The organism is Microbacterium luteolum, from assembly GCF_039533965.1.
GTDB lineage: Bacteria > Actinomycetota > Actinomycetes > Actinomycetales > Microbacteriaceae > Microbacterium > Microbacterium luteolum.
This window is the reverse complement of the sequence record NZ_BAAAUN010000001.1, coordinates 2452102-2476547: the sequence shown is the minus strand read 5'-3', so window position 1 is coordinate 2476547 and position 24446 is coordinate 2452102. Positions and strand designations below refer to the sequence as shown.

The following is a 24446-nucleotide window of genomic DNA, read 5'->3' as shown; positions in this document are numbered from 1 at the left end:
GTCCGAGGCCGCACGGCCCCGGACCCTCGTCACGCATCCTCACATGCGCTGCGACCGACCGTCAGGAGCGGCCGAACACCTGCGTCCAGTAGATGCCGTACGGGCCGCCATGGCCGATGCCGACTCCCATCGTCGTGCTGCCGCAGTTCAGGATGTTGGACCGGTGTCCTGAGCTGTTCATCCAGCTCGACATCACGTCCTGGGCGGTGCTCTGACCCGCCGCGATGTTCTCGCCGCTCCCGTCGGAGTACCCTGCGCCTGCCAGGCGATCCCAGGGCGAGCGGCCGTCGAGCGAGGTGTGGCTGAAGTACGCCTGATCCGCCATGTCCTGGCTGTGTGCGCGAGCGACCTCGGCGAGGACCGGGTTGACCGTGACGGCCGCGCATCCGGCCGCGGCGCGCTCGACGTTGACCAGCCGCAGCACCTCGGCTGCCGCGGCGGAATCGGCATCCGTCGCTGCGGGTGCCGATTCCGGTGCAGGGGCGGGTTCCGGTGCCGGCGCCGGCTCGGGAGCCGGTGCAGGGGCGGGGGCCGGTTCGGGAACCGGTGCCGGGGCTGGGGCGGGTTCCGGGGCCGGGGTGGTTGTCGGTGTCGGCGAGGGGGCCTGCGTGGGCTTCGGCGTTGGCGTGGGCTGAGCCGTGGGCGCAGCCGTCGGTTCGGCCGAGTGCGCCGCTGCCGGCGGCGCGACGCTCTGGGTGAGGGAGTAGTGACCGCAGAAGGTGGCGATCAGCAGGAGTGCGCTCACGGCGCTCCACCACGTGCTGTGACGGCGAGCATGATCCGTCAGTCGTTGGATGAACATGGAACCTCCATGCCGGCGCAGTATGTGTATAGACGTAGGCGGGGATATGTGTCCGGGGCGCACCGACCTTTTTACCCTAGGTGCAACAATCCGCGAGACGCGAGCCCATGTCGTCGCGCGGGTCGCCGTCAACCGAGGAGACGGACATACTGCGGGCGCGCTCGCATGGAGTGGATGAGTTCTTCGGTTCCGCATCCCACACCAGAACGATGAGCTCCAGCAGGCGACCGCTGCTGTCGAATCCGAGGCGGAGTTGCCGCCCTGGGTTCTCATTGTCGAGCGAAACCGTCAGTGCCGCCCAGGCGGCGGCGTTGCGGCAGTCGTCCTCATTGATTCCATGCTTGAGGGCCGACTTGCGGATGATCACGCGGCGTGCGACCAGGCCGCCAATGCCGCGCGGATCGCATCGGATCGGTTGAGATGCTCTCGTTCGGCGCGTTCCATCACCGCAGCGAGTTCCGCTTCGGTGAGTCGCACGGGCACGACGTGAGACGCCTGGTCTGCGCGCGCCGGCCGCCCGCCGGCGCGACGCAGCAATTCCTCCGGATCGTAGCCCGCCTCGGCTTCGGCTACCCAAGCATCGACCTGCTCCTCGGAGACTTCCCGTCCCTGCATCTTCCTCGCCATGTCCAGTATCGTATTACGAAACCTCGTCGGTGTGAAGGCTCGCTGCCAGCCAGGTCTCGATCCCGTCGAGCAGGCGCTGGAGGTCGAACTCGTGCGCGCGGCGATCATGCCGCTGCATTCCGGAGGTACGAGCAGATCATGCGACCGTACGTCTCGGCTGCCCACACGCTGCCCCTGGCGGTGTCGACGGCCACCACGGCCCAGTCGGCAGCGTGTGTCGCCCGTGCACCCCAAAAGGGCCTCGGCGTCCCCAGATCGCCGAGGCCCTGCGAGAGTGCCGCGGCCTCCCAGCCGCGGCACTCCCAGAGCAGAGGGTGTCGTGTCGTATCCGCGCTCCCCAGCGAGCGGATGTCCCCAGCCGACTGCGCCTCCTCGCACCTCACACCTTCGAGGTCCTTCGCATGGCACCTTCTGAAAGACAGGAGCGCTCCGCATCTGTTCTGATACATCGAATGGAGAAAAAGATTCGCGGCTTTCAGGGAATGAGTCGCCGATCGCGGAGGTCCTGGAAGATCCGGAGGAACATCTGCTCGCTGTCCACGTAGCCGTGGAAACCCGCGCGACGAGATTTGGATGTGTCGGCGATGACGTCGTAGTCCCAGGCGAAGACGAAGTCCCCGAACTCCCACGAGGACACGTCGCTGTACGGCGTGGGACGCAGCCCGTGGCGCTCCACCATCGTCTCCCACAGGGACGCCTTGTCGGCCATGATCTCGCTCAGTCGTATCGGGAGCGGTGGTGCCGTCTCGAGTTCGAAGAAGGCCGCGATCTTCGGCCACATGCTCGACCAGCGGAACATGTCGCCGTTCGTGATGTTGTAGGCCTCGTTGCGGCTGCCCGGCGAGGTGGCCGCCCAGACGGTCGCTGCAGCCAGCAGGTCGGCGTCCGTCATCTCGATCAGGCTCGTGTACGCGCCGGGCTTTCCAGGGAAGCGCAGCGGAATCCCGAGCTCCTTGCTGATGGAGGCGTAGATCGCGATCACCATCGCGAGGTTCATCGGATTCCCGAGCCCCACACCGGCGACGACGGACGGCCGGAGCGCCGACCACGACCACGAGGCGCCTGCTTGTCGCCCTTCGAGGAACTGCTGCTGATCCACGTTGAACTCCGGCGGCATGTGCGGGGGATCGCTCTCCTTGGCAGGGGTGGCGAACGGACCCAGGTGCGCGCCGTATACCTTGTATCCCTGCATGAGACTGATGTGCTCCAGCCGCGGTGCGACCGGTTCGATCGCGTCCACGACGTTGACGAGCATGGCCAGGTTGGGCGCCACCAGTTCTGTCCAGCTCGGTCGATCCTGGTAGGCGGCGTAGAACACGTGCGTGACATCGGTCAGACCGGACAGTCGAGCAGTGGTGTCGTCGCGATCGAGCAGGTCGACGGCGATATGGCGGACCGCGCCGACATCGGGTCCGCCGCGACGCGAGAGCCCGATGACCTTCCATCCGCCCTCTTTCTCGAGGTGCGCGATCAGGTTCCCGCCGATCACTCCCCGCGCTCCCACCACCAACGCTGTCCTGTCCATGTCGCTCCCATCGGTAAATCGCGTTTTTACGATCTAAGAACTATCACATAATCGGTAAATCGCGATACTGCGATATGATCGACGCATGGTCGATGAGCATGCGGGGGATGAGCTGGTCACGGTCTTCAAGGCGCTCGCCCATCCGACGCGTCTGGCCATCCTCGGCTGGCTGAAGGAACCCACCTCGTTCCCTCCGCAGGATCAGCCCGCGGAGGACGTCGGTGTGTGCCTCAAGCACATCCAGGCGAGAGCGAACGTGTCTCAGTCGACCGCTTCACAATTCATGGCGACGCTGCAGCGCGCGGACCTCGTGACATGCACCCGAGTGGGGCAGTGGTCGCATTACCAGCGCAACGAGGAGCAGATCGCCCGCCTCGCTCGGGCGGTGGGAACGTCGATCTGAGTCGCGTCATCTCGCTCGATCGAGGTCAGAATCCGTTCCCGTGGCACTGGAACGGGGCCCGCACGCCGGTCGAATCGGATGCCGCGGCCAGCGCGATCGCCGGCGCGACGCCCTGCGCCAGCCCCCGGTGCACGGCGCTGAGCAGCTCGCACGCGTCGTCGTCGGGCACGGCCACCGGGGCGGCGATCACGCAGTCCGCTCCAGCGTGCAGCCACACCCGCGTCATCCCGAGCGCCTCCTCACCCCACCGGATCGAGGAACGGCCGAGCTCGCAGGCCGAGAGGATGACCGTCGCGGGCACGCGGGGGATCAGGTCGACGTCGTAGCCGAACAGGGTGCCGTCGGCCAGCTCGAAACCGGAGAACAGCGGGTTGTCGACCGCGTGACGCCCGTGGGCGGCGATATGGAGCACCTCGACGTCGGCGGCGAGAGCGGTCACCGCGGCGACCGTGGCGTCCGGTCCCTCGAGGATCCGCGTCTCGTCCGCAGGCCAGGCGTCCGCCGCCCGCCGGACCTCTTCCCCCGCACGAGGCACCCGCGGACCCGCCGCGAAGGCGACCCGCGAAGATCCGGCACCGCGGCCGACCGTCCACGATTCAGCAAGATCGGCGCCGCCTCTCCCCGTGAGGGCGGATTTCCGCACTGCAGCGCGAGTTCTTGCCGCACTGTGCACGGCGAGCCACCGTGACACCGAGGTCGCGAGCGTGAAAGGGGTTCCGGCCATGCCGGGCAGCATCGCCCACGGCACCCCGCCGAGCGCACCGGGCACCGTGATCACGAGCCGTTCGGCGTGCGGGGCGGCACCACGCACCGGAGCAAGGAGCTCGGCGTCGAGCAGCTGCAGCCGTGCCGCGAGCGCCCGCCCGGTCACGGCACCCATCACCCCGCCGCGCGTGAGCGCCGCCATGTCGAGGTCGGCGCGCAGCCCGTCGAGCGCGGCCCGCAGGCGCTTCCAGGCGAGCCCGACGACCGTCGCCCCGGATGCCGTCACCACGACGGCGAGCAGGTCGGTGCCGGTGAACACGTAGGAGAGCACGGCCGTGTCGGGGGAGAGCGCGGCCCTCGCCTCGGCCAGTCCGAGCCGGTCGCGGGTGCCGCCTGACCCCGTCGTCGCCCACTGCCGTTCGCGCACGCGGTCGCGCAGGCTCCGCACCCGGGCGTCGGTCGTCCAGTCCTGCCCCGCGAGTTCGGCGCGCAGCATCCGCAGCTCCGCGAGATCCCCCGCGAGGTCGTCATCGTGCGGGGGCCGCACGGGAGCGACCTGCTGGCTGAGGTGCCGTGCGCGCTCCGACCACTCGAACAGCACCTCGGGGTCGCCGAGGCGCGCGGCCGCGGACAGCCCCGCGAACATCAGGTCACTGCCGTGCATGGCGACCGAGGCCTGCAGGTCGAGAGCGCCGAACGACCGCTGCCAGGCCGTGAGCAGGTCGAGGCCCTCGGCCGCGGCGCGGAGCGCATCCCGATCGCGTCCGGCGGCGGATGCGCGCGCCGCGCGAACCTCGTGGGCCCGCAGCTTCAGGGGCGTGGGTGCGGCGGGGTCGAGCCGCGGCATCCGTCCCGTCCCGTCGCGTCGCGCGCTGAGACGGAGGCCGGCGGCCTCGCTGCGGAAGCCGCTGCGGTCGAGCGCCTTCGCGACGCGGACGAACTCCGCGGCGTCGGGGGGATTCCGGGATCGCGACCGCTGCTGCGCCTCCAGCCGCATGGCATCTGCACGCGCAGCCCAGCCGTGATTGTCGAGGGAAGCGAAGCGCCGGACCGCCGTGCGTGCGGCGCGCTCGGCCGCGGCCGGGTCATGGCGCAGGAGCGATCGCGCACGATGGAACTCCGCCTCGCCGCGGGCCTGGCGCATGCGCTGCGCCCCGAACTCGCGAGCGACCTGCGCGAGCAGCGTCTCCGCCTCGGTCGTGAGCCCGGCATCGCGGAGCACCTCGGCGCGGTCGAGGTCGCTGATCGCGGCGGCGAGGTCGCTGGTCGCGGCCAGGGTCGGCCGGGAGCGCGTCATGAGGGTGAGCGCGGTGACGAGGTCTCCGCGCAGCAGCGCCGTATAGCCGAGGTTGTGCTGCGCTTCGGCGAGGGGCTCCGTCGCATCGGCGGCCTCGTAGACCGCGACCGCGCGCTGGAGGTCGGCGGTGCAGGCGTCGAGTTCGTGCCGCTGCATCCGCACGACCGAGCGGTTCATCAGGCAGTTGGCGAGCTCGATGGTCTCGGCGCCGACGGCCGTCAGCGCGTCGATCGCCTGCGTGAGCATCGCCTCGGCCTCGTCCAGCCGACCCGCGTGCGAGAGCAGGGTGCCGAGCTGGCCGCTGAGCACCGTGACCGTCTCGGTGGTCAGGCCGGGGCGGGCGAGCGCCGCGCGACACAGCTGCTCGGCCGCGGCCGGCTCACCCGTCTGACCGAGCACATACGCGATGGTCCCGTCGATGCGGGCGCGCAGATCGGGGTCGTCGGTGCGAGCGGATGCCGCGTCGAGTGCGCGCCGCGCCTGCGTGAACCGCCGCGCGTTCGCCGCTTCGACGCCACGCCGATGCAGCTCGCTCGCAGACAGGGGCATCCGTCCAGGATGCCGTGCGCCGAGGTTCCGCGGAAGAGTGCGACACCCGGCATCCGTCGGTCTTCTCCTCGGTGCGCGCTGTCCGGATGCAGGTCGAGATCACGGATGCAGGTCCATTCGGCCCGTTTCGACCTGCGACTGTCATCTCGGCCGACGGGTGAATTCGAGCGGGCGGCCGACGCCGAGAAGAACGGATGCCGCGGCGTCAGCCCCGATCCCCTGGGGCGGGCAGGGTCTTCAACACGGCGGCCACGGCTGCGGCGGCGGCATCCGTCTTCGCTCCTCCGACCGGCACGGTGCCGAGCTCGGCCGCGATGCGCCCGGCGACGTAGGGCGCCGCGAACGAGGTGCCGCTCCACACCGCGAACCCGCCGCGGTAGTCGTCCGGATCCAGGGTCTCGCGGCGGAGGCCGTCGAAGTCCGCCCGCGATGTCGCCTGCTCGCCGCCGATGAAGGCGGGCGACGTGCTCACCACGGCCGCCCCCGGCGCATAGGTCTGCACCCACGGGCCGACATTGGAGAAGAGCGCGACCGACTGCGCGGACGGGTTGAGCGCGCCGACCGACACGTGCGGTGCGGCGGAGTCAGGACGGATGCCGTTGTCCGATCCCGGCCACGGCCAGAGCGAGGCAGGGAACGACGGACGATCGATCGCGTCGTTGCCGGCCGAGCACACGACCACGCAGCCGAGCTCGCGCGCCTTCGCCAGCAGCGCGAACAGCGTCATGCTGAACAGTCCGTCGGTCGGTGTCTCGTGGTAGTAGCCGAGCGAGAGGTTCAGCACGTCGATCGGGAAGCCGGTGCGCGGATCCTCGCGATGCCGGCGCAGCAGCTCGACGACCTGGGCGACCGTCTCCAGCAGTGCACTCTCGTCGATCACGCCGAGTGCTCCGGCGACGCGCACCGAGAGGATGTCGGCATCCGGCGCCGCCTGCCGCACGATGCCGGCGATGAAGGTGCCGTGCCCGGCGACCGCATCGATCTCGCCGTCGAGCTGACCGTACAGATCGGGATACCGCTCGGGATCGGCCTCGTCAGTGAGCCCCACCGGCACGCCGTCGAGCTCGACGTGACGGGTGACGATGTCGGCGGGCAGCCAGGCGTGCTCGCCGCAGCCGGTGTCGAGCACCGCGACGACAGGTCGCCGCCCGCGCTTCGGATCGGGTCCGCGCTGCGGCTCAGGGCCCAGCCAGCTGACCGGCTGCCTGGCGCCGCGGCCGGGCTCGAGGTAGTCATCGCTGCCGCCCGCTCCGGCCCCGCGGATCGGGTTGGTGCGGGTGAAGGGGTTCGTCCGGGTGAACGGGTTCGTGCGGGTGAACGGATTGAGTCCGACCGGATCGATCGACAGCACGTGCTCGAGGCTCGTGCGCGGCATCGTCGAGCGCGACATGCGCCGCGCCCGCTGCAGCACCCGCCAGGCATCAGGGGCGACCGGTGATTCGCCGCGGGCGGGCTCATCGGGCGTCGTCAGGTACGCGCGCAGGAATCCGGGCACGCCGGCGGCGAGCGTGCGTGCTCGTCGGGACTCGCCTTCGATCACGAGCTGCCAGCCGAAGGTGTCGGCGGCATCGCGGAGAGTGCGCACCTCCTGGTCGTACTCCTCGTGATCGTCGTCGGTCCGGGTGATCAGCAGCCGTTGCGGCAGGTACGCGGTCGGGAAGGCGCGGATGCCGTCGACCGGCTCGAGACTCGGATCCAGAGCCGTGCCACGGCGGATCGAACCCTCCGCGCGGTCCTGCCAGCTCCATCCCTTGGGCTGCTCCATGGATCATCCTCTCCGTGCGGGTCTCCCCGCGGTGTCATCGACGGGCAGCGCCCGGCGTCACAGCTCGAACTGCGGGGTCGACAGCGTGCGCGTCGCGTCGCCGTCGCCCGTCGTCAGTCGCACGCGGGTGAGGCCGGCCGGCACCTCGTCGAAGACGAAGCGCCCGGTCTCGGCCGGAGACGTCGTCGCCGATCTCTCCCCCTGGGTCAGCACGATCTCGGCCGTGGCCGTGTCGACCCACCCGTCGACCCTCCGTCGGCCAGTGGCCGTGGTCGTGACGTGCAGCAGGATGCTGGTGGTGCCGTCGCTGAACTGCAGCGTGAGGGCATCCGCCTCGCCGCGCACCGCGCCGAGCTCTCCCTCGACCAGGGTGAGCAGGGCGTACTCGCGCGTGAGGCCGTCGGCGGCGACCGCCGCCACCATGCGGTCGATCAGGTCGGCGGGCACCGGGTCGACCTCGCGCCAGAGCGTGCGCAGTCGGGCGAAGACCTCGGCGTCCTCGTGGTCGCTCATGAGAGTCCTCCCGTCTTCGGCGCGGGCGGCGCGTCCAAGAGGGCGCGCAGCTTGGCGAGGCAGCGGTTGCGGGTCGGTCCGATGCTGCCGACCGGCATTCCGAGGTCAGCGGCGATCCGTGCGTAGTCGGGCCGCTCCTCGAACGCGATCACGCGCAGCAGGCGCTGGCAGCGTTCGGCGAGTCGTCGCACCGCCGACCAGAGCCGGCGGTTCTCGTCGCCGATGGTCGCGTGCTCCTCGGCGGAGACCTGCTCGGGGAGCAGGGCGTCGAGGTCGTCGGCATCCGTCGTGTCCACGCGGCCGTTCGCCTTGCCCACCTTCCAGGCTTCGCGTCGCGCGGTGGTGGTGAGCCAGGCCGACACGGCCCGCGGGTCTGCGATCGAGCCGTGCCCGCGCACGAGCTGCAGCCACGTCGTCTGCACGGCGTCTTCGGCGAGGGTGCGCTCGAGGCCGTAGGCGCGCACGACGTGCCAGAGCACGGGCGTCATCAGACGCACGAGCTCGTCCATCGCGTGACCGTCGCCCTCGCGCCATGCGTCGAACAGGTCCGCGGCTCGCTGCCAGCGCGCAGGGCCACCGCCCGAAGCAGGATCGAGAGCGGCGCCGGGTGCACCGTCGATCATGAAGCCCATTGTGATCACACCTACCAGGAGCACGGCAAGAGCATCCTGATACATGTCCGCGTCCAAGAATTCCCGCAGTCGCTACGGTGGAGGAGTGATCCCCCTCGCCATCGTGCTCTTCCTCAACGCCGCCTTCAACGCGATCGTGTGGCCGCAGTTCTACAAGCGGGTCGCAAGGGATCCGCGTGCGCGCGACGAGAACGGCAAGGCGACGACGTTCCTCACCGTGCATGTCGTGCTCATCTCGATCGCCCTCGTGCTCGCGCTGGTCTCGGTGCTCCTCGGGATCGCGGCGCTCACCGGCGCCATCTGACGCCGATCAGGCCGATTCGTACTGTTTCGCGTGCGCGGCCCACTGCGACTCGACGGGCAGTGCACGGAGCGCGCGGTTGCCGAGGGCGAGGGCGACAGCGATCAGGCAGAGCCCGGCGCACGCCAGCAGCGTCCACTCCCGCCCGACCCAGGTGAGACCGAACCCGGCGATGAGCGGCGCGAGCGGCAGGGCGCCCATGCCGAGCACGCCGGCGGCGCTGTTCGCCCGGCCGAGAAGCTCGGTCGGAGTCGCGACCATGAAGTAGCCCATCATCGACGCGTTGAGCGCGGGGAGCAGGAATACCGATGCCCCCAGCACCAGGACGATCGCCCAGGGTTCGGTGACCATCGAGAGGGCGACGGCGCCGACGGTGGCGCCGGAGAGCCCGACGACGGTGATGAGCCCCGCGCTGAAGCGCGGCACGAGCAAGGGGGCCACGACGGCACCGACCAGCATGACGGCGCCGACCCCGGCGCCCAGCGTGCCGATCAGCAACGTCGAGTATCCGTCCTGCTGCAGTCCGTACATGACGGTGGTGATCGCGGCATTGAAGCCCAGGTTGATGACCGTGATGATCAGTAGCACCCCGCCGAGGTCGGGGCGTGAGAACAACCAGACGAAACCCTCGCGCAGCTCCGCCCAGGCGTTCGGCTTCGCGCGCGCCGGCAGTGCGGGTTCCGCCTCCGCTCCCGCGTCGACGATCCCTGCGTGCCGAGCCTCGCGTCCGAGCGCCCAGGCCGACACGGCGGCGATCGCGTGGCACAACGTCATGGCGACGCCGACCAGCCACCCGCCGACACCGAGCAGCAGGCCGCCGATCGGTCCGCCGGCGAGCTGCAACGCAGCATCCCGCCCCTGATTCGCCGCTTGCGCCCGCCCCATCGCCTCGTCCGGGACGATCTCCTTGATCGCGCTCTCTCCGGCGACGTCGAAAAGTCCGCTGCGGGCCGCCAGGAGGATTTCGATGGTGAGCAGCGAGCCGAAGGTGAGGGCGTCGCCGATGGCGAGCAGCGTGAATGCTCCCGCCAGCAGGATGCCGAGCAGCGAACCGATCAGCATGAGACGGATGCGCCCGTGACGGTCGGCGAGGATCCCACCGGCCAGGGTCGTCAGCAGACGGGCGACCATCCCCGCGCCGCCGATGACGCCGGCCTGGGCGGGGTCGTTCGTGATGATGAGTGCGAGCAGCGGGATCGCGAAGGAGAACAGCGTCGCGGCGAGCCCTCGGCTCGTGTCGCTGACGAGCCAGGTGAGATAGCGGGTATTCCGCCACAGTCGGTGCGGTGCGCGGAGGCTCGTCATGCTCTGATCGTAAATGCGCAAGCGGAGTTGCGCAAGTATCATTGCGCAACTCCGGGTGCGGGTATGCTCGTGCCCATGGCGGGCGTCGACGCGGAGAAGGATCCGGTGTGGATGACTTCGGCGATGCTGAAGGCCTACACGCATCCGCTCCGACGGCAGATCCTGCGACTGTTCGCGCGGCGGGAGTACCTGCGCGCCGCCGACATCGCCACCGAGCTCGACGTCGCTCCGAACAGTGCGAGCTTCCACCTGCGCACCCTTGCCGACGCCGGTCTGATCGTCGAGGCGCCGGACCGTGCACGGGACCGACGCGACCGGGTGTGGACGCACGTCAAGGGTGCGATGAGCGTCGGTGATCCCGAGCACCCCGTCGCCGACGCGGAACTCGGCGGCGCCGTCCTCCGGGCCATCGCTTCCGAGCATCAGGACCTCGTGCAGCGTGTGATCGCGTGGTCGCCGGAGTACTTCGAGGGGCGTTCGACCGAGATCCACGCCCTCTTCCAACAGCGGACCATCCGGCTCACAGACGCGGAGTTCTCCGCCCTCGTGCGGGTCTTCGACGAGGCGGCGTCCGCCGCGGACGAGGCGCACGACGAGAAGGATCCGGACGGCCGGTTCTGGCAGATCGATCTGATCGCAGCTGACGACACGATCTGATTCCGGACTTCCGCAGCCCCTCCCCAGGTCGCTTCCCGTCCGCGATCGCCATGATCGTCGCCCCCTAGTGATCGGCTCGCGGAGCAGGCAGCCGCACGACGAGCCGGTACAGCGGCCGCGTGAGCCATGAGGGGAGGTACCGGTGCCGCTCCTCCTGCCAGACGCGAGCCCGGTCGTGCGGATGCACTGCGCGGAGCGCGCGCTGCACGCTGCGTCGCGGATGGAAGATCGGCTCGGGTTGCTCGACATGCAGCTCGATGCGCGTCAGGTGCTTCGTGTTGATGTAGCCGTACTGATCGGGGCTCACCAGCCGGATCGGCGCGCCGTGCTCCGGCGTGAGCGGTTCGCCGTCGAGCCGGTCGGCGAGGAGCACGTTCGCGCGGACAGCATCCTCCCGGGTCACGATCGAGCGGTAGCCGTCCGCTCCGATGAACACGAGGAAGGCGATGCGTTCGCCCTCGAGCGTCTGAGGCAGGATGAGCCGGTTCAGTACGTCGTCGAAGCGCCACCCCTCCCACCTCAGGTCCGTCGCCGACCAGCCGGCGACGCAGTGGAGGTCGGCGTCGACCGCCGTGCGGGGCAAGGATCCCAGGAGAGCGTCGGAGATGACGAGCGCCTCGGCCACGTCGCCGCCGACGACGATGGAGATCTCGGATGCCGTCACCGGTGGGGGCGCGTGGAGGTCGATGCCGAACCGGGGAAATCCGACGACGGCACGCTGTCCTGGTGGCAGCCGGTGCGGCGACCCGCTCACCCGAGGGCCTTCTTCAGGAGGAAGGTGAGCTGCTGCTGCTCCGCATCCGTCAAGCGGCTCACGGCGGTGCGCCCGAAGGCGAACGCCTCCTCGAACCGCCTGTTGACCGCGTGACCGCGTCTCGTGCGCTTGACGAGACGAGCTCGGCGGTCGGACGGATCTGGCTCGCGTGTCACGAGCCCGACTGCCTCGAGTCGGGACACGAGCTGCGTGATGTTGGAGGCGTCGCATCCGAGTTCCTCGGCCAGCGAGCCCATCCCTCGGCGCTCGTGCAACCGGCCGAGCACGCAGGCCTGTGCGGCGGTGAGCGAGAGCTGTTCCGCAGCGGACTCGTAGGCGCGGTCGTAATCGTCGACCAGCTCGAAGAGCACCGCCTCGGCGGTGGAGGAGGGGGCTGTCGGGCCGCTCGGAAGAGCCATGACCCGAGTGTACCGAAGAGAGTCCTTGACTGTCTCAAGGAATTGTGGATTTAATTGAGCAACTCAAGGATTGGGGTCGTCATGACGAAGGCGGAGCAGATGCAGGCGGTCGTGTTGGACCGCTTCGGTGGAATCGAGGAACTGCACCTGCGCAGCATCGCCGTGCCGCAGGTCGGAGATCACGACGTCCTCATCGAAGTCCAGGCCGCTGGCGTGGGCTCCTGGGACGCGACGGAGCGCGAGGGCGGCTACGACGGCGTGTTCGGTGTCGCATCCGCCTTCCCGTACGTCCTCGGGTGGGACGGCGCGGGGGTCGTGGCGCAGGTCGGGGACGCGGTGCAGGACTTCGTGCCCGGCGATCGGGTCTACGCGGCTTCGACGCCCGTGCCTCGAGGCGGCTTCTACGCCCGGTTCGCGGTGGTGCCGGAAGCCCATGTGTCTCCCGTCCCCGCCGGCCTGCCCATCGAAGAGGCGGGCGCCCTCGCATGGGACGCGGTCACCGCGCAGAGCGGCGTGGATCTCCTGAACCCCGCCGAGGGGTCGACCGTGATCGTGTTCGGCGCCAGCGGCGGCATCGGCCACCTCGCCCTCCAGTTCGCGCGACTCCGAGGCGCGCGGACGATCGCGGTCGCGTCGGGGCATGACGGCATCGAGCTGAGTCGCGAACTGGGTGCCGACCTCGCGTTCGACGGACGCGTCGACGACATCGAAGCGGCCGTCCGGAACTTCGCACCGGACGGCGCCGACGCTGCTCTGATCACCGCCGGCGGAGCGGGTGCGCTCGCCGCATTGCGCGGCGTGAAGCCGTCGGGCAGGGTGGCGGTGCCGCACGGCGTGCGCCTCGATCCCGCCGTCGACGATGCTCGGGTGCAGTACTACGACGGCGATCGGAGGCAGGCTGCCCTGCGGCGGGTGAGCGAGGCCGTCGAATCAGGCGCTCTTCGACTGCACCTCGCGCACCGCTTCGACCTCGATCAGGTGAGGGAGGCGCATCGGATGCTGGCGGGGCATCACCTCGGCAAGATCGTGCTGCGCATCTGAGACCGCACTGCAGGTTCGGCGCTACTCGTCGTCGGTCTTCGCGGGACCGGCGCTGAGGATCAGGATGCGGCGCAGGTGCATCGCCGTCAGCACGCCAGGGCCCATGGTGCGGCGCACATCCAACGTGCGGTCGTCGACCTGCTCGAGCAGGAGCCGGATGGCCCGGGCCGCCTCGCCGCGCTCCCGATGACTCTCGCTGGAGGACGGCTCTCCCCGTGCGATCACATCCGCGACCGCATGGCACGCCGCAGACAGGGGTTCGGGGAGGACGGGATCGAGGGGCATCGCGGCCGGCCGATCCCAGATCGTGTCGGCGGTGGCATCCGAGATGTCGCGGATGAGGTGGGCGATCCGATCCAGGGCAGCCAGCTCGTCGTGGATGTGCTGCGTCTCGCCGCGCGGGCCGCGGGCTCGCGGATTGCCGAGGCGGCTCTCGTCCGCCTCCGCGAGCGCGGCACGCAGGATGGCGGTGGTGTCGGCGAGGGACGCCGCGTCGTCGGCCCACTGCTCATGTTCGGGAGGCCAGGACTCCGACACGGCGGATCCGATGTCGTGCAGGTGCTGTGCCAGCTGCTCGCGGAAGGCGCGGACGCGCGCTTCGGCCTCGCCGGTGAGCGGTGCGGGCGCGATCACGACGTTGATGAGCAGGCCGATCACCACGCCGACCGCCATCTGCGTCAGGTAGCCGAGCGAGAAGTCCTCCGCATCCTGTCCGCCGACGGCGAGCACGAACAGGGCCGCCATCGGGACGTATTCGCGACCGACGCCGAACCAGCCGGTGCCGGAGAGCAGCACGCCGATGCCGATGATCAGCGGGACCGTCCACCAGGTGGGGCCGATCGTCAGCACGACCAGCGTGGCCAGCCCGATGCCGGTAGCCAGCCCGAACAGCGTCTGGAGGCTCGACCGCACCGAGCCCATCAGCGTCGGATACATGCTCACCAGGGCGCCGAGCGGTGCGTAGTACGGATACTCGTCGGTGACCCCGGGCATGTGCGGGGCGATCGTCCAGGCGAGCCCCGCGGCGAGCGTCGTCTTCGCGACGAACAGCAGGCGGGCGGGGAGGACGGCCTCGCGCAGGGAGAGCGCGATGCCGGATCGGCGCGTGCGCACGGAGGATGTCTTCACGTGCAGTGACGCTAGTCGTCGGCATCCGACGCGGGCACCCGGTTGCGTCGGAAGCCGGTGGCAGGTAGCGCGCGCCCGCTCACACGACGACGCCGGCCGCCCCGAGGGGCGACCGGCGTCGAAGGATCGGCGACGGATCAGGGGATCGTCCTCCGGAACGCGAGGAACGAGACACCGGTCAGCACCGCGGTGAGGAGGAGCCCCCAGAGCGCGAGACCGAGCGCGCCGAGGTCCATGATCCCCGCGCCGACGTTGTTCCACAGGTCCAGTCGCGTCACCAGGAACACCAGTCCGATCAGCACCAGGGAGAGCGCGACGCTCACGATGATGAGCACGAGCTGCCCCCAGCTCTTGTAGATCGTCGCTCCGGTGAAGCCGAGCACGAAGAAGAACAGCGCGAGGGTGAAGAAGACCACGAAGGCGCCGCCCGGTCCGGCATCCCACAGCCATGGCAGATAGAACAGGTAGCCGTTGACCCCGTATCCGTTCGTGGCGACCTCGATGCCGCCGCCGATGAGGAACAGCGCACCCATGAGGGCGCTGCCGAGGATCGCGGTGAGCATCGTGCCGAAGAAGAACTCCCGACGGGTGATGCTCATCGCCTGCGAGAACGGGAAGGTCAGGGTCATCGCCGACATCCCGATGGCGAAGAAGTACCAGAGCGGAGCCTGGCCGCCGCCGCCGTACTTCGGGGTGTCGACCGGGATCATCGCGTAGATGAGGATCGAGATCAGGGTCGCCGCTCCGAGGATCATCAGCGGGTACCAGAGGAAGGTGCCCTTGTTGATCAGCTGCAGGCGGATGACGTTGACGGTGCGTCGCATCAGCGGACCTCCTCTTTCGTGGTGGTGGCTTCCGTGGCAGCGTGCGCCTCGGCCTTCTGGGTGAGTCGCACGACGAGCTGCTGCAGGGATACCGGTGCGAGATCCAAACCGGATGCCGTGATCTCGGCGCGTTCCTCGGCGGAGAGTCGACCGAGCACGGTGACGGATGCCACGCGGCCGAGCGCCTCGCGGTGCAGCACCTCCCGGCCGGCCACCCAGGCGTCGACCTTGGCGGCGTCGCCCACGATCGTGACGGCGCGCTCGCGGACGGCATCCGTGTCCTCGTTCAGGAGGATCTGGCCGTTGTCGATCACGATGACCTTCTCGATGAGGTTGGAGACCTCGTCGATCAGGTGCGACGACAGGATCACAGTGCGCGGGTGCTCCGCATAGTCCTCGACGAGCCGGTCGTAGAAGATCTGGCGGGCGACCGCGTCGAGCCCGAGGTAGGGCTCGTCGAAGAAGGTGATCTCGGCACGGGACGCCAGGCCGATGATCACGCCGACCGCCGAGAGCTGGCCACGGGACAGCTTCTTGATCGTCTGCTTCATCGGCAGCTGGAACTCCGCGACGAGCTCGTCGGCGAGCGCCTGGTCCCAGTTCGGGAAGAACAGGCTGGCTGCCTTGAACGCGTGCTTGGGATAGGCGTCGTCCGGGTACTTCTGGCTCTCGCGGACGAAGCAGATCCGGCCGAGGACGCGCGCATTCTCGTACGGGTGCTCGCCGAACACCTTGATGGAGCCGGAGGACTCGAAGTTCTGGGCGGTGAGGATCGACATGAGCGTGGTCTTGCCGGCGCCGTTGCGGCCGAGGAGGCCGTAGATGGCGTTTCCCTCGATGGTGAGCGAGACGTTGTCGAGCGCTCGCTTCTCCTTGTAGCGCTTGGTGAGGTTCTGCACCTCGATGACGGCGGTCATGCGGGGGTCTTCCCTTCTGCGATGGTGGCCGGGGTTTCTTCGGTGGTCTGTGCGGCGCGCTGTCGGAGCAGCGCCGCGAGGTCGTCTGGGCTGAGGCCGAGCGTGCGGGCCTCGGCGAGGAGCGGCTCGATGTAGCGGTCGGCGAATGCCGAGCGGCGTTCGCCGAGGAGCAGGTCCCTGGCGCCCTCTGCGACGAACATGCCGATGCCTCGGCGCTTGTACAGCACTCCCTTGTCGGTGAGCATGGCGACTCCCTTCGCTGCGGTGGCGGGGTTGATCCGGTAGAACGAGGCGAGCTCGTTCGTCGACGGTGCCTGGGCTTCCTCGGCGAGGGAACCGTCGACGATCGAGTCCTCGATCTGTTCGGCGATCTGGAGGAAGAGCGGCTTGCCTTCTTCGATCACGGGTCCTCCGAGGTGGTTGATGGGTTACTTACATGACTAACTAACCATAGAACCCGAGGGGGTGTCAACCCCTTCCGCATCGCGCACCATGTCGTCGGCCGGGCACGACTTCGGAGCAGGCGACTGCACGACTTCGGAGATTCCCCGCGGCGCGCCGAGACGGCGACCGGGCGGTCGGCGTGTCGCGTCCGGACTCCGAAGCCGTGCACGGCCGGCGGATGCCGGGGGGTGAGGGACGGATGCCGGGGGGGGCGAGGGGCGGATGCCGCGGGGCGAGGGGATGCCGGAGGCCGTCAGGTGCGGGGGAGGCCGACGTACATCGAGGCGTGCAGCTCTGCGACGTGGTCGAAGGCGAGACGGCTCGCGGTGGCGGCATCCTGCGCCCGAAGGGCTGCGACCAGGCGGGCGTGCTCATCGTTCGAGGCGCGGAGGTAGTCGATCCGGTACGGGATGAAGTACGCGTAGAGCTCGTGCGACACCCGGTGGTGGAGCTCGGCTGCGCCGCTGACCCCGGATGCTTCGGCGAGGGCGGCGTGGAAGGCGCTGTCTGCGGTACGGAAGCCGGTCCAGTCCGCCGCACTCCGCATGTCTTCGACCAGTGCGTCCATGCGCGCCAGCGAGTCCTCATCCGGATGCGTGCTCACGAGGGCTGCGAGCCCCGCCTCGATCGTGGCGCGCTGATCGATGAGCGCGTGAACGTGCGCGGCATCCGCCCGGTACGCGTCGATCTCGACCACGGTGCCGACCGTGGGCGCGTCAGCGATGAACGTGCCGCCGGCGTGACCCGGGCGCCGCACCACGACGCCCTCGTCGCTGAGCAGTCGATAGGCCCGCCGCACGGTCATCTCGCTGACCTCGAACGCCCGTGCCGTGTCTTCCGGTCCGGGGAGGCGCTGCCCGGGGATGAGCATTCCGAGCTCGACGGCGAGCGAGATCCGCGCTCGAACCGTGTCGACAGCGGTCGTGCGGCGGATCGAGCCGAGGGCGGGGGAGGCCAGGTCCATCGCACTCCCCCGTCTCGTGTCGGTCGGCGCGTCTCAGTCCGCCGTGGTCTCCTCGACCGGCTGGGTGTCGAGTCGGAAGCGCCTGCCCAACACGATACCGATGACCATGGCCGCGACGGGAATGAGCGCGAGTGCGACGCTCACGGCGACGCTTCCGCCGGTCACGAGCGTGAAGTTCGACAGCACCAGCCAGAGCGCGAAGGCGAGTCCGACGACCGAGAGGATCGGGAAGACCCTCGCGCCCAAGGAGCGTCCGGCGGCGAGCCCCGGACGGCGGACGAAGAACACGAGAACGGCGATCGACGTCGTCAGCATGAGCAGCACCATGCCGACGGTGGCGACGCCGGCCATCGAGCCGAACACGCCGACCAGCGGGTCGAGCCCGAGGAGTGCGAGGACCGCGAGCAGGACCGCAGCGGTGATCGTCTGCACGACCGACGAGAACGCCGGCGAGTGATGCGAGGCGTGGCGGCGGCCGAGTCGCGCGGGGAGCACGGCCTTCTGCGCGAGGGTGAACTGGTAGCGGGCGATCACGTTGTGGAACGACAGCACGCACGCGAAGAGGCTCGTGATGAGCAGCACCTGAACGACGTCGCGCAGGATCGGCCCGAGGTACTGCGTCGTGGTGTCGAGCAGCAGGTTGCCCTCGCCGGCGAGCGTCTGCTGCGCGACCGCGACCGCATTGCTCGCGCCGACGCCGGTCACGAGTGCCCAGCAGGAGATGGCGTAGAACACGCCGATGATGATGACGGCGAGGTAGGTCGCGCGCGGGATCGTCTTCTCCGGGTTGCGGGCCTCGTCGCGGAAGACGGCCGTGGCCTCGAAGCCGATGAACCCGGTGAGGGCGAAGAGCACGGCGACCCCGATGCCGCCCGAGAACACGTACGACGGGTCGAAGGTCTCCAGTGCGATGCCCTCGGCGCCGCCGGTCGCGAAGATGACCACATCGAGCACGACGACCACCAGGATCTCGAGCGCGAGCGCCACCCCGAGCACCTTGGCGCTCAGGTCGATGTGGCGATATCCGAGCACGGCCACGATCGCCATCGTCGCGAACGAGTACAGCCACCACGGCAGGCTCGGGCCGCCGAAGAACGTGACGAGATCGTCGACCGCCCAGCCCATGTAGCCGTAGATCCCGACCTGGATCGCCGTGTAGGCGACCAGGGCGGTGAAGGCGGAGCCCAGCCCGAGTCGCGAGCCGAGACCGGCGGTCACGTACGAGAAGAACGCGCCGGCCTCCTTCACGAACGGCGTCATGGTGACGAACCCCACGGAGAAGACGAGCAGGATGACGGCGGCGAGCGCGAAGCCGATCGGCGCCCCTGGTCCGTTGCCCGCGCCGATGGCGATGGGCACGTTGCCGCCGATGACGGTGAGGGGAGCGGCCGCGGCGATGACCATGAAGACGATGGCGCCGGTGCCGAGCTGGCCGTCGAGGCGCTGGCGCGGCTCGACAAGAGGGGAGACGGTCATGGTGTCGCTTTCGCAGAGGGTCCGGTGACGGACGCGGGAGGGGAGGGCGTTCAGTAGAGCTCGGGTCGACGGTCGGCGAGGTACGGGTTCTCCTGCCGGGCGCGCCGGGTCGCTTCGGGATCGATCGTGGCGATCATGAGGCCGTTGTCTGTCGCTCCGAGGGAAGCGAGCACCTCGCCGTCGGGAGCGACGATGCTGCTGCGTCCGACGTAGGTGAGATCGCCTTCGATGCCGACGCGGTTGACGTAGATCACGTGGATCTGGTTCTCCCACGCCCGCACCGGGATGAGCCGCTCGGCGATGTGCGCGAAGGGCTCCATCTGCGCGGTCGGCACGATGACGGCATCCGCTCCGTCGAGGGCGGCCCGACGCACGGTCTCGGGGAACTCGACGTCGTAGCAGATGAGCACCGACACACGCACGCCGTCGATCTCGACGATGCCGGGGAGGGCGTCGCCCTGGGTGAACAGGCTGCGGTCGAGCGCGCCGAAGAGGTGGGTCTTGCGGTAGCGCAGCAGCTCCGAGCCGTCGCGGTCGATCATCACCAGGGAATTCGTGATGCCACCGCCCTCGAGGGACTCCGGGAGGCCGGCGACGATGGCGATCCCGCTGTCCTGGGCGATGCGGGCGATCCGGTCGACGAGGTCCGGTGTCGCCAGCGGTGCCAGGCGGTCGCCGATGTTGTAGCCCGTGACGAACATCTCGGGGGTGACGAGGATGCGCACCCCTTTCGCGGCCGCCTCGCCCGCCGCCGCGGCGATGACCGCGAGGTTGGCATCGACATCGCCGGGCGTGCCGTGATGCTGAAGTCCGGCGATGGTCAGGGTCATGCGGATGCTCCTCGTGCGTCGATGCACCTATCAAACAGATCAAAGTGATCTATTTGATGTCCATTGTGTTTCGTTCGCGTGTCATCCGCAAGGTCCTGATCGCAGAACGGGTCGTTCAGCCCGTCGCGTCGCGACGCAGCTCGCGCCAGTCCTCGACGATCTGCAGCATCCGTTCGCTGAGATAGCGGAAGAACTCGGCGAGCTCGGTCGCCCGATCCTGAGCGCCCGGGTCGTCGTCGTGTTCGGTGGCGATCTCGTCGATGTACGCGGCCAGGCGCGTGTACACGGGGATGTTCCCGACCATCGAGCTCGAGAACGTGTCGTGCACGAACTCGTAGCGGTCGCGGCGATCGCCGGGCCAGGAACGGCGCTGGATGAAGTGGAGCTGCTGCAGGTAGCGGACGGCGCCCGAGACGGCAGCCGCTGAGACGCCGAGGCGGTCGCCGATCTGGGCTGCCGTGTATCCGCCGTCAGGGGCGGCGACCAGCGCCATCATCACGCGTGCCGGCATCCGCGGCATCCCCGCGGCGGTCAGCATGGCTGCGGCCTGCTCGGCCGGCCCGGTCGCGCGATGCGCGACAGAGTCGGATGCCGCCGCATCCGCCTTCTCGTCGTCCGCCATCACGCTCCCCTCATCCGCCCGTCGCAAGCTCGCGGCGTCGCATGAGCGAGAGGGATGCTGCGAGTCCCGCGCCCACGGCGAGCACGAGCCACCAGAGTCCGCGGACATCGACGCCGTCGCCATCGACCACCGGGGTCACCGCGAACGGGGAGATGTTCGCGGTCCACTCCGGAAGGCCGAACAGAGGGCCGAACATCCCGAGCATGGTCGCGACGAGCACGAGAGCCCAGGCCACCCCGATCGTCGCGCGCGGCACGAGCACGAGCACCAGCGCGGTGAGCACGGTGAACACCGAGGCGGCGACCGCCTGCCCGAGCCCCGCGACCGCGACGATCCGGTAGAGCGAGTCGTCGGCATCCGTCGACCGGATCCCCGCCCACCCGGCCAGCACGGCCGCCGCGACGACGATCAGCACCGCGGCCGTCCCGACGATCACGTAGTCGGCGAGCCAGCGCACGCGGCCGACCGGTGAGGCCAGAACGGCCTCCACGGTGCCGCGCGCCTCTTCCTGCCGGGCGCGCACGACCGTCTGCACGGCGCAGCACGCGGCGAGGATGCCGAGGAGCGTGAAGAACACCGTGATCACGACCTCGTCGAGGCCGCCGGTCGCGCCGCCGATCTTCTTCAGGATGTCGGCGACGGCCGGGTTCTCGCCGGAGATCTGGTCGACGAGTCCGCTCAGCGTGGTGGCGAGGATGCCGGTGACCGCACCGCCGACCGCCCATCCGACGATCGCGCCCGAGGTGAGCCGCCAGACCAGTGCGTGGGGAGACGCGAGGGCGGGCCGCGCCGACACCCGACCGGGGCGCTCGGCCACGAAGCTCGCGTCGATGTCGCGCAACGATTGCAGAGCGACGGATGCCGTGGCGAGCACGAGACCGAGACCGAGTCCCAGGAACACCGGTCCGAGGAGGTCGGCGTCGTACGGCCGGGTCTGCTCCGCCCAGGCGAAGGGCGAGAGCCACGCGAACCATGCGCTCTTCATCCCGGAGAGGTCGTCGTTCGGCGTGCCGGCCGCGTTCCCGATGCCGCGGATCAGGAAGGCCGCCACGAGCACCCACACGGTCAGCGAGTTCGCGCCGCGCGCGGTGCGCATCAGCTGTGCGGCCAGCAGCCCGATGCCGAGGAACGCGATGCCGGTGGCGCCGGCCGCGGCTCCGGAGAGCACCGATCCCGCTGCCGGCAGGCCGGTCGCGAGCAGCGCCAGAGCGGTGAGCGCGGCGAGCACGAGGTTGGCGAGGATGCCGTGCACGATGGTCACGATCGTCGGCATCCGTCTCCCCGCCGGAGTCGCCCAGACGAGTTCCGAGCGTCCGGCCTCCTCATCGCCGCGGGTGTGGCGGACGGCGAGGAAGGTGCTCATGAGGGCAGCGAGCAACGCGAGCCAGGGGAGGATCTCGAAGGCCAGGAACGCCCCCTCCGACGTGCCGGACGGCAGGCCGCGGAACATCAGGATCACCGGGTTCGCGAGAGCGGCGGCCAGGATGTTCTGCCGGTCCTCGAGCGTCGAGTAGGACTGGGTGACGCCCGCGTAACCCGCGAAGGCCATCCCCGCGGTACCGGCGATCCACAGGGTCAGCTGCAGCCAGTCGCGCCGGATGCGCTGCCGCAGCAGCACGCCGAAGGTCGACATCATGCCTGCTCCCTCTGACGGCGGCCGCGACGGGTCTGCGGCTTCGCGGAGTCATCGGGCCGGCCGTCCTCGGCGGCTTCGAGCGTCGCGAGGTCGTCGCCGTAGTGGCGGAGGAACAGCTCCTCCAGAGACGGCGGCGCGACGCGCAGATCGCTGATCCCGAGCGCCGCGAGTGCCGGCAGCACGGCGGCCGTGCGGTCGCTGTCGACGGCGAGACGGAAGCGGTCGTCGTGCTGTGCGGCGTCGTGCACGTCGGGGATGCGCTCGACCTGGTCGAGCGAGATGCCGGATGCCGTGAACGACACGTCGCTGCGGGTGAGGTGCCGCAGTTCGGCGAGGGTGCCGCTCTCGACGATCTGACCCGCGCGAATGATCGACACCCGGTCGCAGAGCTGCTCGACCTCGCTCATGATGTGGCTCGACAGCAGCACGGTCGCACCGTTCGCGTGGGCACGGGCGACCTCGCGCTGGAAGATCACGGCCATGAGCGGATCCAGGCCGCTCGTCGGCTCGTCGAGGATGTAGAGGTCGGCGGGCACCGCGAAGGCCGCGATCAGCGCGACCTTCTGCCGGTTCCCCTTGGAGTACGCGCGGCCCTTCTTTCGCGGGTCGAACTGGAACGCGTCCATGAGCCGCGTCTTCTCGTGCTGGTAGGCGGCCTCCTTCGTGCGGGCGCCGCGGAGGCGGGCGAGCAGATCGACGGCCTCGCCGCCGGACAGCGTGGGCCACACGCTGACGTCACCGGGAACGTAGGCGATGCGACGATGCAGGTCGACGGCGCTGCTCCACGGGTCTTCGCCGAAGACGGACGCGCTGCCTCCCGTGCGTCGTGCGAGGCCGAGGAGGATGCGGATCGTGGTCGACTTCCCCGCGCCGTTCGGGCCGAGGAAGCCGTGCACCTGACCGTGTTCGACGGAGAGGTCGAGCCCGTCGAGGGCATGTACGTGGCCGTAGTGCTTGGTGAGACTCTGCGTGCTGATGACGGTGGTCATGGCGGGGACGCTACGCCCGTTTCACGATCTTGTGAATACTGCGAAACAACCCATGCGGAATCCTTACGGCGCCCGCGTACAGTGGGCTGGTGCCGGAGTTTCCCTACAGTCGCCTGCGCCGCTGGCCCGACGTCGAGGCGGACAACCTCCAGGCGTACGACGCCACCGACGTGCTGCTGGTCGAGCGGGCGCTCGCGCTCGGGGTTCCCGGCGCGGAGATCGCCGTCATCGGCGACGAATACGGCGCGATCACCCTGGCATTGACGGATGCCGGGCTGCGCGGCATCCGCGTGCATCAGGACCTGGCGACCGGACGGCGCGCGCTCGCGCGCAACGCGGAGGAGCTGGGGCTCGCAGGTTTCGTCTCGCATGAGCTCGACGGCGACCTGCTCATAGGCGCGCGGCTCGTGCTGCTGCAGCTGCCGAAGTCGCTCGCCGAGCTCGAGGAGATCGCGGATGCCGTCGCCCGCTGGGCCGCACCCGACGCCGTGCTCGTGGCAGGAGGCCGGGTGAAGCACATGACCCTGGGCCAGAACGAGGTGCTCGGGCGGAGCTTCGGTCGCGTGCAGGCCGAACGGGCGGAGCGGAAGTCGCGGCTCGTCGTGGCATCCGAGCCCCTTCCCGCGCCGGCCGAGCCGCCGTTCCCGGTGACCGCGGAGCACGACGGGCTGACCCTCGTCGCCCACGGCGGGGCGTTCGCGGGCTCGCGCCTCGACATCGGCACCCGGGTTCTGCTCGAGGTGCTCGGGGTCGCGCCGGGGGCCCTTCGACAAGCTCAGGGACCCAGGGGTGGTTGGGTCGCTGAGCTTGTCGAAGCGGCGGGAGACGGTGGATGGGTCGCTGAGCTTGTCGAAGCGTCCCGGACCGTGATCGACCTCGGCTGCGGCACCGGCGCGCTCGCCGCGGCCTACGCACTCGCCCATCCGGATGCCCGCGTGATCGCGACCGACCGGTCCGCGGCAGCCGCGGCATCCGCTCGGGCGACGGTCGCGGCGAACGGGCTGGCCGACCGGATCACCGTCACGCACGACGATGCCGGATCCGAGCTGGCGGATGCGAGCGCCGACGTCGTCCTGCTCAACCCGCCCTTCCACCTCGGCACCAGCGTCCACACCGGCGCGGCGACCCGTCTGTTCGAGGCCGCCGCCCGTCTGCTCCGACCCGGTGGCGAGCTCTTCACGGTCTTCAACTCCTCGCTCGGATACCGCGCCGAACTCACCCGGATCGTCGGCGCGACCGAGCAGCTGCACCGCACGGCGAAGTTCACCGTGACGCGCAGCATCCGTCGCTGAACATATGACCAATCCCCCGGTCAGCGGGG

General features: G+C 69.8%; 26 protein-coding genes. 5 read left to right on the top strand and 21 right to left on the bottom strand.

Going from position 1 to position 24446, the window contains the following annotated elements; all coding sequences use genetic code 11:
- Positions 1-61: 61 nt before the first annotated feature.
- The 4 genes from ABD648_RS11960 to ABD648_RS11945 all read right to left on the bottom strand — a co-directional run bounded on the left by ABD648_RS11960 (position 62) and on the right by ABD648_RS11945 (position 2954).
- Positions 62-745 (bottom strand): CAP domain-containing protein, encoded by a 684-nt coding sequence (locus tag ABD648_RS11960; protein ID WP_282215185.1) that lies wholly within the window; start codon positions 743-745, stop codon positions 62-64.
- A gap of 133 nt (positions 746-878) precedes the next feature.
- A complete protein-coding gene (locus ABD648_RS11955) occupies positions 879-1169 on the bottom strand; it encodes a hypothetical protein (RefSeq protein WP_282215184.1) in 291 nt (96 codons plus the stop codon).
- Positions 1166-1429: a ribbon-helix-helix protein, CopG family gene (locus ABD648_RS11950; protein WP_282215183.1), complete on the bottom strand. Its 264-nt coding sequence runs from the start codon at positions 1427-1429 to the stop codon at positions 1166-1168. Before ABD648_RS11950 ends, ABD648_RS11955 begins: the two co-directional genes overlap by 4 nt.
- A 475-nt stretch (positions 1430-1904) precedes the next feature.
- A complete protein-coding gene (locus ABD648_RS11945) occupies positions 1905-2954 on the bottom strand; it encodes an SDR family oxidoreductase (RefSeq protein ID WP_282215182.1) in 1050 nt (349 codons plus the stop codon).
- 85 nt (positions 2955-3039) lie between these two features.
- On the opposite strand from ABD648_RS11945, the gene ABD648_RS11940 reads away from it, so the two are divergent.
- Positions 3040-3357, top strand: coding sequence for an ArsR/SmtB family transcription factor (locus ABD648_RS11940; protein WP_282215181.1), 318 nt, complete (start codon positions 3040-3042; stop codon positions 3355-3357).
- A gap of 25 nt (positions 3358-3382) precedes the next feature.
- Here the strand turns inward: ABD648_RS11940 and ABD648_RS11935 are convergent, their stop codons facing one another.
- From ABD648_RS11935 to ABD648_RS11920, 4 genes are all read right to left on the bottom strand, one after another.
- Entirely contained in the window at positions 3383-5908 is a 2526-nt protein-coding gene (locus ABD648_RS11935) for a CHAT domain-containing protein (protein ID WP_282215180.1), read from the bottom strand.
- Between the two features lie 205 nt (positions 5909-6113).
- On the bottom strand, positions 6114-7673 hold the full coding sequence (locus ABD648_RS11930; protein ID WP_282215179.1) for a S8 family peptidase: 1560 nt from the start codon (positions 7671-7673) through the stop codon (positions 6114-6116).
- Between the two features lie 57 nt (positions 7674-7730).
- Positions 7731-8186 (bottom strand): hypothetical protein, encoded by a 456-nt coding sequence (locus ABD648_RS11925; protein ID WP_282215178.1) that lies wholly within the window; start codon positions 8184-8186, stop codon positions 7731-7733.
- Positions 8183-8809: an RNA polymerase sigma factor gene (locus tag ABD648_RS11920; protein ID WP_282215177.1), complete on the bottom strand. Its 627-nt coding sequence runs from the start codon at positions 8807-8809 to the stop codon at positions 8183-8185. Before ABD648_RS11920 ends, ABD648_RS11925 begins: the two co-directional genes overlap by 4 nt.
- A gap of 94 nt (positions 8810-8903) precedes the next feature.
- On the opposite strand from ABD648_RS11920, the gene ABD648_RS11915 reads away from it, so the two are divergent.
- Entirely contained in the window at positions 8904-9122 is a 219-nt protein-coding gene (locus tag ABD648_RS11915) for an SCO4848 family membrane protein (RefSeq protein WP_282215176.1), read from the top strand.
- Positions 9123-9128: 6 nt separating this feature from the next.
- Here ABD648_RS11915 and ABD648_RS11910 read toward each other — a convergent pair whose 3' ends face one another.
- A complete protein-coding gene (locus tag ABD648_RS11910) occupies positions 9129-10424 on the bottom strand; it encodes an MFS transporter (protein WP_282215175.1) in 1296 nt (431 codons plus the stop codon).
- Positions 10425-10499: 75 nt separating this feature from the next.
- On the opposite strand from ABD648_RS11910, the gene ABD648_RS11905 reads away from it, so the two are divergent.
- The gene (locus ABD648_RS11905; protein WP_282215174.1) at positions 10500-11081 is read left to right on the top strand and encodes an ArsR/SmtB family transcription factor; all 582 of its coding nucleotides are present in this window, start codon (positions 10500-10502) and stop codon (positions 11079-11081) included.
- A 64-nt stretch (positions 11082-11145) separates the two neighbouring features.
- On the opposite strand, the gene ABD648_RS11900 is transcribed toward ABD648_RS11905, so the two are convergent.
- Together ABD648_RS11900 and ABD648_RS11895 are read right to left on the bottom strand one after the other, a co-directional pair.
- On the bottom strand, positions 11146-11835 hold the full coding sequence (locus ABD648_RS11900; protein ID WP_282215173.1) for a molybdopterin-dependent oxidoreductase: 690 nt from the start codon (positions 11833-11835) through the stop codon (positions 11146-11148).
- On the bottom strand, positions 11832-12254 hold the full coding sequence (locus ABD648_RS11895) for a MarR family winged helix-turn-helix transcriptional regulator (protein ID WP_282215172.1): 423 nt from the start codon (positions 12252-12254) through the stop codon (positions 11832-11834). Before ABD648_RS11895 ends, ABD648_RS11900 begins: the two co-directional genes overlap by 4 nt.
- An 81-nt stretch (positions 12255-12335) precedes the next feature.
- Between ABD648_RS11895 and ABD648_RS11890 the strand changes: the two genes are divergently transcribed.
- Positions 12336-13295 carry a quinone oxidoreductase family protein gene (locus ABD648_RS11890; RefSeq protein WP_282215171.1) on the top strand — a complete coding sequence of 320 codons (960 nt, stop codon included), beginning with the start codon at positions 12336-12338 and terminating at the stop codon, positions 13293-13295.
- Positions 13296-13316: 21 nt separating this feature from the next.
- Here the strand turns inward: ABD648_RS11890 and ABD648_RS11885 are convergent, their stop codons facing one another.
- From ABD648_RS11885 to ABD648_RS11840, 10 genes are all read right to left on the bottom strand, one after another.
- The gene (locus ABD648_RS11885) at positions 13317-14423 is read right to left on the bottom strand and encodes an FUSC family protein (RefSeq protein ID WP_282215170.1); all 1107 of its coding nucleotides are present in this window, start codon (positions 14421-14423) and stop codon (positions 13317-13319) included.
- A 137-nt stretch (positions 14424-14560) separates the two neighbouring features.
- Complete coding sequence (locus ABD648_RS11880; RefSeq protein WP_282215169.1) at positions 14561-15247, bottom strand: hypothetical protein; 687 nt, start codon at positions 15245-15247, stop codon at positions 14561-14563.
- The gene (locus ABD648_RS11875; protein WP_282215168.1) at positions 15247-16164 is read right to left on the bottom strand and encodes an ABC transporter ATP-binding protein; all 918 of its coding nucleotides are present in this window, start codon (positions 16162-16164) and stop codon (positions 15247-15249) included. Before ABD648_RS11875 ends, ABD648_RS11880 begins: the two co-directional genes overlap by 1 nt.
- Positions 16161-16568 carry a GntR family transcriptional regulator gene (locus ABD648_RS11870; RefSeq protein WP_282215167.1) on the bottom strand — a complete coding sequence of 136 codons (408 nt, stop codon included), beginning with the start codon at positions 16566-16568 and terminating at the stop codon, positions 16161-16163. The genes ABD648_RS11875 and ABD648_RS11870 overlap by 4 nt, the downstream gene beginning before the upstream one ends.
- Before the next feature lie 293 nt (positions 16569-16861).
- Positions 16862-17572: a FadR/GntR family transcriptional regulator gene (locus ABD648_RS11865; protein ID WP_282215166.1), complete on the bottom strand. Its 711-nt coding sequence runs from the start codon at positions 17570-17572 to the stop codon at positions 16862-16864.
- A 33-nt stretch (positions 17573-17605) separates the two neighbouring features.
- Entirely contained in the window at positions 17606-19048 is a 1443-nt protein-coding gene (locus ABD648_RS11860) for an APC family permease (protein ID WP_282215165.1), read from the bottom strand.
- Positions 19049-19098: 50 nt separating this feature from the next.
- Positions 19099-19878 carry a carbon-nitrogen hydrolase family protein gene (locus ABD648_RS11855; RefSeq protein WP_282215164.1) on the bottom strand — a complete coding sequence of 260 codons (780 nt, stop codon included), beginning with the start codon at positions 19876-19878 and terminating at the stop codon, positions 19099-19101.
- A gap of 115 nt (positions 19879-19993) precedes the next feature.
- The gene (locus ABD648_RS11850) at positions 19994-20500 is read right to left on the bottom strand and encodes a GbsR/MarR family transcriptional regulator (RefSeq protein WP_282215163.1); all 507 of its coding nucleotides are present in this window, start codon (positions 20498-20500) and stop codon (positions 19994-19996) included.
- Between the two features lie 10 nt (positions 20501-20510).
- Complete coding sequence (locus tag ABD648_RS11845) at positions 20511-22136, bottom strand: ABC transporter permease (RefSeq protein ID WP_282215162.1); 1626 nt, start codon at positions 22134-22136, stop codon at positions 20511-20513.
- On the bottom strand, positions 22133-23125 hold the full coding sequence (locus ABD648_RS11840) for an ABC transporter ATP-binding protein (RefSeq protein ID WP_282215161.1): 993 nt from the start codon (positions 23123-23125) through the stop codon (positions 22133-22135). Before ABD648_RS11840 ends, ABD648_RS11845 begins: the two co-directional genes overlap by 4 nt.
- A gap of 89 nt (positions 23126-23214) precedes the next feature.
- Here ABD648_RS11840 and ABD648_RS11835 point away from each other — a divergent pair, with 89 nt between their 5' ends.
- A complete protein-coding gene (locus tag ABD648_RS11835; protein ID WP_282215160.1) occupies positions 23215-24417 on the top strand; it encodes a class I SAM-dependent methyltransferase in 1203 nt (400 codons plus the stop codon).
- Positions 24418-24446: the final 29 nt, after the last annotated feature.